Consider the following 16,131-nt stretch of genomic DNA (forward strand, 5'->3'; position numbering starts at 1 on the left):
AAATGAAAGCCATATTGTATACTTTATTGATTTTCATCACTCAGCTTTTTACTGCACAAACAGCTACTAAAGAACAACTCATTTCGGATTTGCCGGAACTCGAAATTACCGAAGGTATCAGTCTTCATATCATTTCTCCGGAGCCCATTCAATATGTGGATCTGTCGACTAAACAGCTCACCGGGGATTTACCTTCGACCCAGATTGCCCGGATTAAAATTGGCGATAAGCCCGAAAGCACCGAAAAAGAAAAAATCAAAAATTTATTTTCGTATTCCAACGGAGATCAAATCGGGGTAATCACGGTGGTAGGTCAGTCCTTTATTGCCCAATACAAAGCCGTTTACAGAAATCCTGAAAACCTGAATACTGTTACCAATATCCATATCCAGTCGGAAGAAATGCAGCCCATAGAATTTGATAAGATGGCATTCTCCAATCTTGAGCTGAGAAAATTTGCGATGGACATCATCAGGAAAAAATCAGAAAAAAATCCGATCCGGGAAGAAAAAAAATTGGGGCTTAGTGTTCAGCTCAATAATGTCTATGTCATCAGTGACTATATATTCCTGGATATGACCTTTAAAAATAATTCCAACTTAAGTTATGACATCGAAGCTTTGAAATTCTCTGTAGAGGATAAAAGAATCCATAAGGCGACCAACAACCAGAGCATTGAAATGACCCCGCTGTTTCAACTGAACCCTCAAAAGCATTTCAGGAAGAATTTCCGGAGTATCTATGTGTTCAAAAAATTCACGTACCCGAACTCTAAAGTGATGATGATCCGCCTGATAGAAGAGCAGCTCTCTGGAAGAACCATCGAGATGAAGGTCAATTATTCTGATATTTTAAAAGCCGATACTTTTTAAACTATTAATACAATGGACAATTTTAAAATTATCGCCATTATAGTTTTTGGACTCATGCTAATTGCAATTATCTATTATTCTGTTTGTATAAGCATTTTTGAAAAAAAGCGGAAAGAACTTATAAAAGATTATGAACAATTATTAATCCTTAAAGACTGGTATGAGAAAATACCTGAAGAGGCAAATCGATCATATATTTTAGAAAGGATTGAAAAGAGAGGACGTCAATTAATTGACCAATTGAATCTGTTAAATGCCAATCTTGTTAAAATACAGGAAGATCATGAAAAATTACAGCAACAGCAACAGAAGCTGCACAACAAGCTATTGGAGGAGCATAAACTACTGAATGAATACTTTGAAAATTATTCCTAATGCAAGAGCAACAACATCAGATCAAAATTTACGGATTCCTGCAAAAGGCGGTATATGCCGTTGTGGCGCTGGATTGTATATCACTCTTTTATCTACAAGCCAATATTCCGGTGGTATCTAACTTACTGAAGAATTTTTCTAAGATGAGTTTCATTTATCCTCCTGTCAATGCCAAACTGGCGACACTTCTATTGATAGGGTTAGTGGCGATTGGAACAAAAGCTAAGAAAAAGAAAGACCTTAATATCACTATGGAAATAGTCGTTCCTATGATATTGGGATTAGTGATGATGTTTTCCTCTTTGGTTTTGGAGGATGAAGCCGGAAACCCTTCACTCCCTAAAATCTTTCCGGGAATGAATCTCTATCAGGTGGTTTATGCTTTTCTTTCGTTTTTTGGGGCGGTTATCCTTCAGATGGGTGCTGATAGTATCTCCAAGCTAATACAGCAGAAAATGGGTAAGGATCGATGGAATGTAGAAGAAGAGTCTTTTGACCAGAACCAGGAACTTGTAAATACCGATACCTCTATCAATATCCCATATATTTTCAGATATAATAATAAAATCTATAAAGGATATATCAACATTGACCCTTTTCGAGGTACCATGGTAATTGGAGTTCCAGGTTCAGGAAAATCGTTTGGTGTGATTAATCCTGCCATTCGGCAGATGATTGCCAAAGGTTTTTGTCTTTGTATTTACGATTTTAAATTCCCTGATCTGGCTCAGATTGCCTATTATCATTACTTACTGAAAAAAAGTAAAGAGTCCGATTATAATTATAGTTTCCACGTGATCAATTTGAATGAAGTTGAGAAATCCAGAAGAGTCAATCCGTTTAAAAAAGAATATGTGAAAACATTAGCCGAAGCACAGGAAATGGCTGAAGCTATGGTGTCTTCTCTACAAAAAGGCAGTACCAGTTCCGGAGGTGGATCAGAAGCGTTCTTTACCCAGTCCGCGATTAATTTCCTTTCATCCTGCATTTATTTTTTTGCGACCCACGAAAACGGAAAGTATTCGGATCTGCCCCACATCCTTTCCTTTATGAACCGTAGTTATAAGGAAATTTTTGATACACTTTTTGGACATGAAGAACTGTATTCTTTATTATCACCTTTTAAATCAGCCTATGATAACAAGGCTTTTGACCAATTGGAAGGGCAGGTAGGAACATTAAAGATTTTCCTGTCCCGACTGGCTACCAAAGAAAGTTTTTGGGTGTTTTCAGGGGATGAAGTGGAACTTAAAATCACAGACCGGAACAATCCTTCCATTATTATTTTAGCATCAGACCCGGGAACTCAGGATATCAACTCCGCTTTGTATTCTTCGGTGCTCAACAGGACTTTACGTTTAATTAACTCTAAAAATAATCTCCCCGGAGGAATCATTGCCGATGAGTTTCCTACGATTTACATTCATAAGATTGATAATGTCGTGGCTACTGCAAGGAGCAACAGGGTTGCCGTTTTGCTCGGACTTCAAGAGCTTCCACAGCTACGCCAGTTTTATAAAAAAGAAGTGGCGGATACCATTTCTGCCATTGCCGGAAATATCCTGTCCGGCTCTGCAAGAGATAAAAACACGCTCGACTGGCTTGAAAAACTGTTTGGAAAAATAAAGCAGAAGTCGTATTCCCAATCCATCTCCCAGCAAGGTACGACGACTAGCATCAATGAAAAAATGGATCATATGATTCCCTCCGGAAAAATTGCGGCACTCAAAACCGGAGAAATGGTAGGAATGATCGCCCAGGGAGAAGAAAATGATACCGAAGAATACAAAACCTCCGCTGTGAACGGTAAAATCAACCTGGATATGAAAAGTATTAAAAAAGAGGAGGCGGAACTTCCGCCCATGCCAGCCTATTATTCTTTTGTGGATAAGGCAGGAGTTAACCGCAAAGAAGAAGTCTTAATGACCAACTTCAGGAAAATCAATAAGGAAGTAGAATTAATCATCCGCGAATCAGTAAAAGCATAATCTTATGAAGAGTAAAATAATAAGTATCCGAATTTATAGGATGATAGTCCCGATGTTTCTGTTAGTAAGCAGTTTTACGTTTGCCCAATTTAATACCTTAATGCCTGCCCAGCCCCAAAAGCCCGAAAGTCAAGCTCGTATTGAAACTATAAAAGAAAAGGGTTCTCCTGAACAAAAAAACGAAAAAAATTTCTGGAAAAAAATCTTCAATACAACGACAAAGTCGGATTTAAAGAATGAATTGGATTCCTTGAAAGCTCTGATGAAAGACTATAGCCAAGTGAATAATGACAGAAAAGCACGATACGAAAAAATGAAAGATTCTTTACTATTGGCCACTCAGCCTAGAGCCGAACAGAAAAAGGATGTTTTAAAAAATCAAAGTTCTCAGGCTTTACATGATTTTATGGAGGAGCCTAAAGAATCTTTATCAAAAATTGTAATGCCTCTGGCGGGTAAAATGACAGTCACATCTCCCTACGGGACACGACTCCATCCCATTTTCGGAAGCAGGAAAATGCACAATGGCATTGACCTAAAAGCGTATTATGAAAATGTATATGCAGTAATGGACGGAATCATAACGGCTGTGGGCTGGGATTCCAAAGGAGGGGGCAATTTTATCAAAGTAAGACATTTTAACCGCTTTGAAACGGCTTATCTGCATCTGTCCGAAATTTATTATAGAGTTGGAGAAATGGTAAAAGCCAGATTTATCCTTGGAAGAACCGGAAATACCGGAAATTCTACAGGGCCTCACCTGCATTTTTCGGTGAAAGAATTCGGAAATAGCATCAACCCCACTCATTTTTTAAATGATTTAATAAGAGCCACTCACCTCATGGCAACCTATCATAATACCGGTACAGCCTCATACAAACCCTACTAAATAAATTAAAAATGAAAAACAGCAATTTACCCACAGACGAACTGAAAAAATATGGAATTATTGGTGAAGACCATACATTTTCTAAAAAACTAAGCGCAGAAGATATTCAGAAATTCTTGCAGGGATACACCATTGTCGCTGACAACGATAAGAACAGGGCAACTTTTCAGCTCACGGATAATAATACCAGGCTGAAAGTTATCTTCTTGGAAAGGGATCAAAGTCTACCGGAAATTCTTAAAAACAGTGAAAAGAGAATCGAATATTCTGATATAAGGGAATTCTCAAATAAATTGGCACCGGAGCTTCCGGCGATGGAAAAGAAAGCTTTTATTTTCGATCAGGAAACCGGCAAAGTAGCCGAGTTTGATTTCATCAGGCATACAACGGAGTTGACTGCTATTATTGCTGATCTAAGAGATGCAACTGAAACGGGGCGATATAAAAATGAATTACTAAAGCTTAAAGCATTCATCCAGGATAAATTGGAAGCGGAACTTCCGCCGGAGACAGCTAAAGAAATTATCAGTGATTTGAATATTATCTCTAAAGAGATAGGTACCGTTGATGGAATTCTCACTCAACAGCATGATAATTCTCAAAAACAAGAGAAATCTGATATCCAGTTAAATATAAACGACCCTGATCTTTATCAGGATGCCAACCGAATGAGAGAAGAAGAGGAGCAGGAGCAAGAAGAAAAGCGAAGGTTTAGAAGATAAATCCTATGGATCAATTTAATATACCTGTCTCAGCACAAAGTATAAATAACCTCAAAGTAAAATTTAAAAATGGATTTATTTGAAGATTATGAGCTCCTTCCGGAAGAATTGAAGGCGGTCTGCGATAAATGGCAGGGAAAAGAAGAGCATGGGGGACTTGGATATAATGATTGTAAAAATTTTCAGAAAGAATGTGAAGCTATCGGCTATACGTTTGATTACGGACTGGATGCGGTACCTATTGATTTACGCCCCACCAGTTTAGAACAACAACTACAAGACCATATCATTAACAATCAAGATCCAGACATTATGGGAAGAACAAATGATTTAAGCTGGTATGATAAGAATATTACTCCTATAACCCGGGCTTATAAAGATTTTGTAAAAGAAAAAGAAAATACCTCACCTGAACATTTTTTTCAGGATGGCGAAAGAATCTTTACGGCAAGAGAAATCAAGTTTTTAGAGATTCTTGAGTATAAAAGTTCTAAAAATAAGGCGAATGCTTTTTCTCCTGAAAGGAGCGAATCAGTAACCGGTGAAGAAAAAACAAAAGATATCAGGAATGAACCTGTTAAAGATAATCTAAGCTTTGATCCTGATACTCGAAATGTTATGCAAGAGAATTTAGGTAGTGCAGAGAACAGAGAATCGAATCTTGATGAACTCAAAGATATGCTTACTCAATATTATGAAAATGAGCAGGAAAGTATGTTTGATTTTACCCATCCGAAATCTATTAAGACGTTGGAACTGGCATTATTTCTTCAAAATGCAGATGAACCGTTAAAGAAAGAAGTTCTGACATACATTTTTACAGAACCGCCACTACAGCCTGATTTTTACGACTTCAGGGATGATTCTTATGATAGGGGAGAATCTTCTTATGAGAAAGCAAAAGAATCCTATGAGTTAAAGATAGAAAAATATAACCTTTTTTTAGAAAATGCTTATTCAGTTTTTGATCAGTACTATTTTGATATTCATATGATCCATGAATCTAATGTTGAAAGAGCACCGGATGCATTCAAAGTCTTACTGTATGACCTTTCGACTCGATTTTCAGATGAAGTTAAAGCAAGAATTGAAATCATTCATACAGATCAATCTGCAATTCATGTTAAAAGCGACTGGAAACAGATTACTGAAGAAATACAGGCTCTTCACAGAGAACGAAATTATGAATTATTAGCAGATAATTTTTCCACAGCAAAAAAAATAGAACTCAAGATAAATAGCCTTGAAAATCAAATTACAAATCGTAACAATCAAAATCCCAACATTATGGAAACAACAAAAGAATTCGACCAGTTACAGTACTTAAAAGATCAATTGAAATACCTTGGTTTTGGAGAAGATGAAAAGCTTCACAAAGATCTGGAAAAAGGTATTAAGTCTACCAAACCGCAGTTTGAAATTAAGACGGCTTCCGACAAAGCACTGCCCGGAAATACGGTTGACTTTATTTTAAAATTCAATAAAAGCGAAAATGGGGGTGTTTTTTTTAATTCTTACCAGGCAACGCTGAAAAATGAAAAAAACGAAAGTTTTTCCCACAATTTTTATGTCAGCAAAGAAAGCACCTTTACTGCTAAAGAGGCTGTTAATCTTCTGGAAGGGCGTTCTGTGAAAATAGAATTTCACAATCCGAAAACAGAACAGATGGAACCTGCCTTTGTTAAGCTCGATTTCAAAGAGCCCAAAACCGAAAAAGGAAATTATAATTTCCAGAATTTTTATAAAAACTACGGTATTGATACCGCTGAAATTGTAGAAAAGTCCAATTTGGTATTTGCTCAACCTGAATATAAGGAGAATACGATAAAATCTTTGGAAAAAGGAAATATCGTGAAAGTGAAATTTGAGGTGGAAGACGGGGTGATAGAAGGCAAAGCAGTGCTGAACCCTCAATACAAAAATCTTAACCTGTATGATATGGATATGAACAGAATCAATACCAACAAGCCTTTACAGGGTTTGGAAAATGACAATGAGCATGAGAAAGCCAATGTAAGAGAGCAAAGTATTAAACGATAAAATTATACCTATTCACTATCCGAAAGCGGTAAGTCTGATAATGATTTGCCGCTTTTTTAAAATCTACCCATATGAAAATAAATTTAATACTGCCATACCTGCTTTTTCTTTTCATCGCCAGTTCCTGCCATAAAGAAATCAAATCTGAGAAAGGCGGAATTGATTTGATTTCCAACGTCTATTTTGATGCGTCCAAAGGACTGGATAAAATGCAGAGTTTTCACGTATCGAAAATAAGTTATTCTCACGATCAGCTTATAGAACAGGTTCCTGATCTTTCATTTCCCGAGATTAATAAACAGGTGTATTACATCAGAGATTCACTCTGTTATCCAATTGACCCCATGGAGCGTAATCTCATCTTTTCTGATCTTTCCAAAAAACAGCAACCTTTTCTGGTTTGGAATAAGAAAGAAGGGGCTGTGTTTTCAAAAGAATGGATTCCCAACTACAGGAACAGGAGAAACCTGCCAGACACGGTCTTATTCCATAAGAAATACAAACGCTTTGAGATCAATTCTCCCTGGACGTATACAAGATTCTATATGTATCCAACGGATACCATTTTACCTTATTCACTGTACAGACACGCTGAAAAGGACTATCACGGACGGTTGGAACGTATTGATTCCTACAATAAAAAGGATGACGTTTTTGTAACGCTCCAATTACTGCCCAGAAAAAACTGGGATAATGCTGCCAAAGAACTATTTGAATTTAATCATTTTGTAAAAAAACGGGAAAGTGAGTGAAAATAGGTTAGTATATAACAATGATGATATTTCCGTAATAGAGGGGAATAAAAATGAACTGATTGTTTTTAACAGCAGTAAGGACAGGCATTCATTCCTGGAACTGCTGAAATTAAATAATCAGAATAATAATAGAACCCTTGTTGCACTCCATTCCGCTACAAATACCAAAAAGTTTATTAACAGGTATCAGAATTATGAGGGGAAAATATTCCTTTGCCTGAATGGTGACAGAACAGGAAGTATGATGACACTGAAAATCCTTACCGAACTGAATGAGAAAAATATAAAGGACATCCGTCCCTTATATGGAATCTCAGAAAGTGGTAATCAAAGCCTAAGTGAGTATTTAGAAAACAAACTAGGTCTTCAAAATAAAAATACTATTTTAGTCGAACCAAAAAATTCAGAAGATGCAAGCCTTAGTAATAAACGAAACGGAATTTCCAACACTCAGCACGTGGGATCCGAACTTTCTGAACGAAATTCTGGAAAGCCTCTCCAAAGCAGCCAATCCGGGCAAAACGGAAATCACCCGGGAGGACAAGCTATGGGCAGCCACCATGCTGGAAATGGATTTGAAGGCACAAAGTGGAGCGATTTGGGAAGCGGAACAAGAGGAAGATCCACAAACGGAGCACAACCGCAAAATGATGAAGACAATGAAGGAAGAAAACATTCCGTGGGCGGAATCGTATCCGGGAGAGCTTTATCCAATCGAACAGGATCAGGATTAGATTTATCCCATAAAAATAATGAGGATGTAGATATTCTCATTTCAAAATATAGAGGTCAGAAGCTGACTAGTGAGCAAGTTGCGGAAGTGGTTTCCGCAGCTTGCTTTGTTTCGGGGGATCACAAAATTTCTCTGAAAGAAAGTTTTAACCCCACAGATGAACTGAAAGATATTTGTAGTCAGTTCAAAAGTGGTGGAACAGCGAAGGTAGGCAGGGGAATTTTAGATGAATACTACACCGATTCAAGGATTGTAGATGCTGTCAGCAATTTAATTAAAGACCGATTTAAAAATCGTCAGGAAATTTCGGTATTGGAACCCAGCGTAGGAACAGGAAACTTTCTCTATGCGGCAAAACAGCTGGGGATTAAAACCAACCTTACGGCTCTTGAAATCAACGAGACCACAGCAAAAATTGCCAAAATCCTTCATCCCGAAGCTGATATCCATCTGCGTTCCTTTGAAACTGAATTTATTGATGAGAAAGGTCATAAAAAAGAATTTTCCGAAAAATATCATCTGGTTATTGGTAATCCTCCCTATGGTGATCATCGGGGATTGTACAAAGGGTTGGGCGAAGAGCCGAAAATCTCAAAATATGAAGATTATTTTGTTAAACGCTCTTTAGATTCCTTAAAGCCCAGTGGGATTCTGGCAATGGTGCTTCCTTCAGGTTGGCTCAGCCGCCAAAGTCAATTAAAAAATGCTGAATTGATAGAGGGATTCCGTTTGCCCAGCGGTGCTTTTGCCGGAACTGCAATTGGTACGGATATTATTATTCTTAGAAAAGACCCTCATAAAATTTCCACGGATATTTCCAATTATTTTGAAATTAATCCTGAGAAAATTCTGGGTGAAACCCGGCAAAAAACCAACCGTTTCGGGCGTCAGGAAAACTATGTTTACGGAAACTTAGAGGAGGCTTTATTAAAAATTGAGCAGCTGAGGGGCAAAAAAGAAACCGAAAGAATCGGAAATCTTTTTGAAGATTTATTCCTGGAAGCTGACGAAGAACCTGAAATCATCTTAAAAAATAAGGACTCAGAGACTCAATCGGAAAGAATTATTGATTCTGAACCTGGTGAAGTAAACCTTACTGAAGTCCGGGGAAAAGTTGAACAGGTACTTTCATTTCTCAATGCTGTAAAATTCAAATCTCCGGCCATTGTAAAGGAGATTGAGAAGTACTCGAAAATTCAGTCCCAAATTGACAGTGAACCAAAGAAGTTCGATCAAAACCGAATTGAAATTCTCCAAAAAGCGGAGAAAATCCTTCAGTCTCAAAATGAAAAAAATACAGAGTATAGAATTCAGGCCCTGCCTGAGCTTAAAAAAGGAGTTCTGAAATACCAATTCCTCAAAGCCGACGATATTGTAAATACGTCGCTTCAAAACAGTGCTGAGCTTTCTAAAGAGCAGATTGAATCTTTCAGAGATACGGAATATGATGGTTGGCTTCATAATTCTGAAAATCACAAACCTTTTGCCAATTATATAGATGGAAAATGGGTACACGATTTTTATTATGCCGAAGGAAATATTTATGCTAAAATTGAGCAGCTGGAGAAGGACTTTGCAGATAAATATTCTAATGGCGGAACCGAAAACCAATATGAGAAGCAAAAAGCCTTATTAGAAAGTGTTTTGCCCAAGCCAAAATCTCTTGATGAAATTCTTATATTTCAGAAAGTGAACTGAAAAGTGTTAACTCCATTAGCGAAAGGGATTTTCAGAAAGAACTGGAGAAAGAAAAAGAGATGGAGGGAAAAATGAAGCGTGGTAAAATTTATGATTGGGAAGATTTTGGCTTTGATCATCTCACTTATGATGAAGTACATAATGCCAACCATATCGTCGGTAAGGTTAGGGTAGAAGATCGAAGATTTGCTTCGGATTTCAGAAGCCAAAACCAGCAGACCTCAAAACTGGGAATCAATACCTGGATGGCGGCACAATACATTCAGGATAAGAATGATGGGAGGAATGTGACACTGCTTTCCGCTACCCCTTTCACCAATAAACCTTTGGAATATTATTCCATTTTATCCCTAATTGCTAATAAACGACTGGAAGAGTCCGGATATTTCAATGTCAATACATTTTTTGAAACCTTTATGGAAGCCGATAATGATATGGAGATTGATGCCAAAGGTGATGTGAAATTCAAAGCCAATGTCCGGAGGTTTAAGAATAATTCTCTTTTCCAACAATTGCTTTCCGAATTCATTGATATCAAGGGGGAAGAAGACAATCCCGAACTGAAACGACCTAACAAAATCAACAAGGAATATAAAATTGAACAAAATGATCTGACGAAAGAGCAATATGATTTGCTTAATGAAAGCTTTAGTGAAACGGAAAAAGGAGCAATTCTTACCCATATTCTCAATGCCCGATTGATTGCCATTTCTCCATATCTGTCGATTTATTATGATGGAGAAGAACCTTCTGTACAGGAATTTATAGAGAATTCCCCGAAGCTGAAACAGACGATGGATCTGATCCGACAGAATAAAAAAGACATTCCGGATTCAGGACAAATTATTTATTCAGAATTAGCCGTTGCAAAATTTCCAAAGCTGAAAGAATATCTTGTACGGGAAGTTGGCTATAATCCCGAAGAAATTGGGATTATTACCGGAGCGACAAGTAAACCCAACAGGTTAAAGATCCAGGATGATTTCAATTCCGGAAAAATAAAAGTAATCATCGGTAGTGAAGCCATTCAGGAAGGCATGAACCTTCAGGAGAACACGACGGACATATATCTACTTTCTCTACCTTATAATTTTACATCGCTTAGGCAGATAGAAGGTCGGGCATGGAGACAAGGAAATAAAAATGAAAATGTCCGTGTCAATTTTATGCTGACCAATGACAGCATCGATGTTTTTATGCTTCAAAAATTGCAATCGAAACAGGCAAGATATTTGGAAGCGATGAAAAAAGGAGCTGATGTTTTGGATATTTCTGACATCAGTACTCAGGAATTAAAAACAGCCATTATCACCAACCCGGAAACAAGAGCCAATATTGAGATTGAACTGATGAAAAAGCGGATTGAAAATGAGAAAAACCGTTTTCTTGCAGACAGAGCATTTGTATTAAGGAAGTACGAGGATTTTATCAAAGTTCAGGAGGGCGTGACTAAAGCAGAGTACAGTTATAACAGGATTTTAGGGCATTCTAAAGAAGAAGGAGAGGACTTAGAATATTGGAAAAATCAGCTTCCATCTTATCAGAAAACGATTGATCTTGCAAAAGAGGAAGTTCAAAAAGCAATCCAATATTTGGCTGAAAAAGGGGTGAATGTCGCAGAAATTGAAAAACAAACCAAAGCTACTGAAGATAAAATAGCCGAACTGGATGAAAAATTAGAAAACCTTCCGGATGTGAAAGATAATTTAATCGCCCAATATAAGATAGAAAAAGAAGAGCAGCTTAAAATTAATAAGCATAAAGATCATGTGAGAGAAAGAGCAGATGAGAATAAGGCTTTATATAAGACTTTAGAGAAAGTGGATTCTATTGAAAGTGTGGATTTTAAAAATTCTTTAAATTTAACATCAAATCAAGAAAATAATATGAATTTGGATAATATGTCGGCTACAAGTAGGAAAAGGTAAACTGAAATATTTTAATTATAAGACTAATCATATATTTTAGGTTTGATAATTCTATAGTTTTTGATATATTAGATTTAACTATATAATAATTGGAAATTATACAATGTATTTACAAAATCTCAAACTCTGGAATTTTAGAAAATTTGGTACTAATGGAACTTTTAGTATCAATAATCCAAATCTAAATTTAGATTTTACAAAAGGGCTAAATGTTCTAATAGGAGAAAATGATTCGGGAAAAACAGCAGTTATAGATGCAATTAAACTTTCTCTAAAAACACACGCATCGGAATGGATTAAACCAGAAAGAGATGATTTTTTTGAGGCATCAGAAAAATTTAGAATAGAATTGTTATTTAAAGATCTATCTCTAGAGGAAGCCAAAAATTTTACCGAGTGGCTTTCTTGGGAAGGAGAAGGAGATAATTCAGAGCCTATACTTATTGTATATTTTGAGGCAACAAAAATTAATGAAAAGATTGTAACCTATGACCTTAAAGCAGGGTTACCAGAAGATGGATATTCATTAAATTCCGACGCAAAAGAATTTCTAAAAGCAACATATCTTAAACCTTTACGAGATGCTAAGTCAGAATTAATTCCCAAAAAAGCCTCTCGCTTGTCACAAATTTTTGAGAAGCATGAAGCATTTAAAGATAAAGATAGAGATCATCTTTTAATAGATATCTTTAAAGATTTTAATAAAAGTATTGCCCTCTATTTTAAAGGCTTGGAAAGTGATGAGACAACACAACTAAATGACTTAAAAGGAAAAGAATTAAAAGATGAGATAGATAGATATCTAAAATCCTTTTATGATAATACTAAAGAAACTGATATAAAAGTTACAGAAGCAAAGTTGAGAAATATATTAGAAAAATTAGAATTATTAGTAAAGGATGAGATAAATGTAGGATTAGGAACATTAAATAGACTTTTTATGTCTTCCGAATTAGTACATCTTAATAAACTGAATTGGGATGGTATAAGATTGGGCTTAGTTGAAGAATTAGAAGCACATTTGCATCCTCAGGCTCAAATGCAAATTATAGAGTCATTACAACAATATACTGATATACAACTTATTTTAACAACCCATAGCCCTAACTTAGCATCAAAAGTAAAACTTGAAAATCTAATTATTTGTACTAAAAATTATGCTTTTCCCTTGGGTGAAAAATATACTAGACTCAAAAAATCTGATTATCCATTCCTTGAAAGATTCTTAGACGTGACCAAATCCAATCTTTTCTTTGCAAAAGGATTGATATTTGTCGAAGGTATTTCGGAAGAGATTATTATCCCAGCTTTGGCTGATAAATTATTTGAATTAAATGAAATAAACAATAATCTAACATCTGCTTCTGTATCTGTGATTCCAATTGGTAATACTGCATTTTTAAGATACTCTAAAATATTCTTAAGAAGTAGAGAGCCTCAAGTAGACATTCCCATTAGTATTGTAAATGATTTGGATTTACGCCCTATAAAATATGCCGAAAAATATAATATTCCTCAAAATAAAAGAAGAGCAAATAATATTATTACCGAATATAATTTAGATGATTTTAAAGATCAAAAAAGATCGAACATAGAATCTCAATCTATCAGAGCTTTTATTAGTAATTTTTGGACATTAGAATATTGTATTGCTCTACACCCCATTTTAAGAAAAATACTTTTCAAATCAATTGTGCAATGTATTGAAGAAGTGCGAGCAGATAATTACAAGGGAATTAAAGAAAGTAAGAAGGGAATAAAACCAATATCAGAGCTTGATTATGAAACAAAATGGGAGAACTTTATTTTGAATAAAAATAATGAAGAAATTGCTTTTGATATAATGTATCATTTTATTGTTGATGAAAAGAAAATTTCTAAATCAATGATAGCAATGTATTTTTCTCAATTTTTAAAAACAGATATTGTTTCTAGAGGAGAGATTTTTTTACAAGATAATCCTATTCAATATTTAATAGATGCAATAAAATATGCCACAAGAAATGTTTAATGTTTCCATTGATGATATTAGATATACTGAGAGTATTTTACTTCCGGAAGGAAAGACGTTTAATGAAGAAAGAGTTTCTTTTATAAGAAATTTTGAAACAATAGATCTTCAAGCTGTTCCTGGTAGTGGTAAAACAACCGCTCTTCTTGCTAAATTATTAATTTTAGAAACAAAATTACCCTTGTCGAATAATAAAGGTGTTCTAATCCTTTCACATACAAATACTGCAATTGATGAAATAAGAGATAAAATCGGAAGATATTGTCCTAAATTATTCTCTTATCCGAATTTTATAGGAACTATTCAAAGTTTTGTAGATCAATTTTTAGCAATTCCTTACTATCATATTCAATACGGTAGAAAGATAAATAGAATTGATAATGAAATTTATAATGAAACAATAAATAAATTTTTAAATGTAAATCTAAACGGATTTACCATTCAAGAAGCTAATAATGCAAAATATTTCATCCGCTTTAATGAAGGGCTCCTCTATAAATATAGACTATTATTTGAAGACGGTTCATTGAAAATATTAAGTGGATTAAACAAACCAGTCCTTACAATTTCCAAACCAAGAAGAGGACAAAATTGGCAGGATTTCAGCACAGAGGAAAAAAGTAAAGTTGAACAATGGATGATTTCATTAAAAACAAAAATCCTTGCTAAAGGGATTTTACATTTCGATGATGCCTATCTACTTGCAGAAATTTACCTACATAAATATCCTAAAATAAAAAGTATTTTACAACAACGATTCAATTTTATTTTTGTAGATGAAATGCAGGATGTAGATATACATCAATATAATCTGCTTGAAAAAATTTTTTACGATAACAATAATAGCCTTTCAAAATATCAGAGAATTGGAGATAAAAATCAAGCAATTTATACTGGAGAAGTTTCTTTAGAAGATATTTGGACTCTTAGAGATAATGGAAGGACTAAAAATATAAATGGGAGCCAGCGATTATCTAGAAATATTGCAGAATTAGTTAATTGTTTTGCATTAAGTAGAGAAGGAAATTTTAATGTTGAAGGAAAAAACGATACCTGCAATCTTAAACCTCATCTTTTAGTTTTCAATATTGAAAATATACAACAAGTAATTACTAGATTCTCAGAACTTATACAGACATATATTACTTCAGGAGAAATTTTGTTACATCCTAAAAATAAATATAAAGTTTTAGGATGGACAAAAGAGAAAACAAATGATATAAATAAATTGGCTATTAAAAGTTATTTTGAAGATTTAATAACTGAAAACACAATACAAAAGATTGATTATGAAAATTTAGATTCTTATTTGATTCTCTTTAATAAGGAAAAGAAAACTCTTGAGCCAATAAGAAAAAGTATATTAAATGCTTTTATTAAAATTTTGAGATTAGAAGGAGCATACTTTTCTAAAAGTGAACTTCTAAATTATATTGAGATCAATTATTATGAAGAATATATATCCTTAAAAAGATATTTATACAATTGGAGCATCAGTATTGTAAAAGGAAAATTTGTTGAGGTTTACACCTCAATAAAGACATATATTCCAGATTTCTTGGCCCTGTTTAATAAATCTATACAGGCATCTAATGACTTCATATATAATACCTCTACAATTGCTAATGATCAAGGTCGCCCAAATACTCAACAGAATACTAATTTTAATAATAAACTAAATCTCCATGGATTTGACATAGACATTTCAACTATTCACTCCGTAAAGGGAGAAACACATACAGCTACATTATACCTTGAAACATTTTATCAAAATGGAAATAACAATTATGAAAGTCAAAGATTGTCTGACCAATTCAAGTTTATAAATTTCAATAAAACACAAAAATACCACAAACAATCCTCTAAAATGGCATATGTTGGTTTCTCGAGACCTACAAATTTATTGTGCTTTGCAGTATGTAGAGAAAGGTTTGACTCTCATCTTAATAGTATTGATAGAGAAAAATGGACAATAATTGAAATATAATAGAAGTATAATAGTGCTAGAAATTATTGCAATTTTTGATGATCAGGAGATTTTGGAAATAGATGTAAATTTATAAAGAGTTTTGATTAGGACAAGCAAGATGCTAGCCTCGCGGGGGCTAAAAAATTAAGAA

The 16,131-nt window shown here is 34.7% G+C and carries 9 protein-coding genes and 1 pseudogene; all 10 read left to right on the forward strand.

What is annotated here, in order from left to right; all coding sequences use genetic code 11:
* Positions 1–2: 2 nt before the first annotated feature.
* Positions 3–872 carry a conjugative transposon protein TraN gene (gene traN, locus BUA72_RS09290; protein ID WP_072922712.1) on the forward strand — a complete coding sequence of 290 codons (870 nt, stop codon included), beginning with the start codon at positions 3–5 and terminating at the stop codon, positions 870–872.
* 12 nt (positions 873–884) lie between these two features.
* Positions 885–1,247 carry a hypothetical protein gene (locus tag BUA72_RS09295; protein ID WP_072922713.1) on the forward strand — a complete coding sequence of 121 codons (363 nt, stop codon included), beginning with the start codon at positions 885–887 and terminating at the stop codon, positions 1,245–1,247.
* Positions 1,247–3,235 (forward strand): type IV secretory system conjugative DNA transfer family protein, encoded by a 1,989-nt coding sequence (locus BUA72_RS09300; RefSeq protein WP_072922714.1) that lies wholly within the window; start codon positions 1,247–1,249, stop codon positions 3,233–3,235. The genes BUA72_RS09295 and BUA72_RS09300 overlap by 1 nt, the downstream gene beginning before the upstream one ends.
* 4 nt (positions 3,236–3,239) lie before the next feature.
* Positions 3,240–4,124, forward strand: a complete 885-nt coding sequence (locus BUA72_RS09305; RefSeq protein ID WP_072922715.1) for a M23 family metallopeptidase — start codon at positions 3,240–3,242, stop codon at positions 4,122–4,124.
* 11 nt (positions 4,125–4,135) lie between these two features.
* Positions 4,136–4,846 (forward strand): hypothetical protein, encoded by a 711-nt coding sequence (locus BUA72_RS09310; protein ID WP_072922716.1) that lies wholly within the window; start codon positions 4,136–4,138, stop codon positions 4,844–4,846.
* Between the two features lie 69 nt (positions 4,847–4,915).
* A complete protein-coding gene (locus BUA72_RS24615) occupies positions 4,916–6,886 on the forward strand; it encodes a hypothetical protein (RefSeq protein ID WP_228407856.1) in 1,971 nt (656 codons plus the stop codon).
* Positions 6,887–6,957: 71 nt separating this feature from the next.
* Positions 6,958–7,638, forward strand: coding sequence for a hypothetical protein (locus tag BUA72_RS09320; protein WP_072922717.1), 681 nt, complete (start codon positions 6,958–6,960; stop codon positions 7,636–7,638).
* Positions 7,631–12,000: pseudogene (locus tag BUA72_RS24820) on the forward strand (helicase-related protein). Before BUA72_RS09320 ends, BUA72_RS24820 begins: the two are co-directional and overlap by 8 nt.
* 103 nt (positions 12,001–12,103) lie before the next feature.
* Positions 12,104–14,011 carry an ATP-dependent nuclease gene (locus BUA72_RS09335; protein WP_072922720.1) on the forward strand — a complete coding sequence of 636 codons (1,908 nt, stop codon included), beginning with the start codon at positions 12,104–12,106 and terminating at the stop codon, positions 14,009–14,011.
* Positions 13,992–15,998: a UvrD-helicase domain-containing protein gene (locus tag BUA72_RS09340; RefSeq protein ID WP_083544169.1), complete on the forward strand. Its 2,007-nt coding sequence runs from the start codon at positions 13,992–13,994 to the stop codon at positions 15,996–15,998. The genes BUA72_RS09335 and BUA72_RS09340 overlap by 20 nt, the downstream gene beginning before the upstream one ends.
* The last annotated feature ends 133 nt before the right edge of the window (positions 15,999–16,131 follow it).

The sequence above is a fragment of the Chryseobacterium sp. OV279 genome, assembly GCF_900128945.1.
GTDB lineage: Bacteria > Bacteroidota > Bacteroidia > Flavobacteriales > Weeksellaceae > Chryseobacterium.

Bases quoted from the DNA above. Each gene is read 5' to 3' on its own strand.
- traN (WP_072922712.1), top strand. From the start codon at position 3: ATGAAAGCCATATTGTATACTTTATTGATTTTCATCACTCAGCTTTTT.
- BUA72_RS09320 (WP_072922717.1), top strand. From the start codon at position 6,958: ATGAAAATAAATTTAATACTGCCATACCTGCTTTTTCTTTTCATCGCC.
- BUA72_RS09300 (WP_072922714.1), top strand. From the start codon at position 1,247: ATGCAAGAGCAACAACATCAGATCAAAATTTACGGATTCCTGCAAAAG.
- BUA72_RS09335 (WP_072922720.1), top strand. From the start codon at position 12,104: ATGTATTTACAAAATCTCAAACTCTGGAATTTTAGAAAATTTGGTACT.
- BUA72_RS09295 (WP_072922713.1), top strand. From the start codon at position 885: ATGGACAATTTTAAAATTATCGCCATTATAGTTTTTGGACTCATGCTA.
- BUA72_RS09305 (WP_072922715.1), top strand. From the start codon at position 3,240: ATGAAGAGTAAAATAATAAGTATCCGAATTTATAGGATGATAGTCCCG.
- BUA72_RS09340 (WP_083544169.1), top strand. From the start codon at position 13,992: ATGCCACAAGAAATGTTTAATGTTTCCATTGATGATATTAGATATACT.
- BUA72_RS24615 (WP_228407856.1), top strand. From the start codon at position 4,916: ATGGATTTATTTGAAGATTATGAGCTCCTTCCGGAAGAATTGAAGGCG.
- BUA72_RS09310 (WP_072922716.1), top strand. From the start codon at position 4,136: ATGAAAAACAGCAATTTACCCACAGACGAACTGAAAAAATATGGAATT.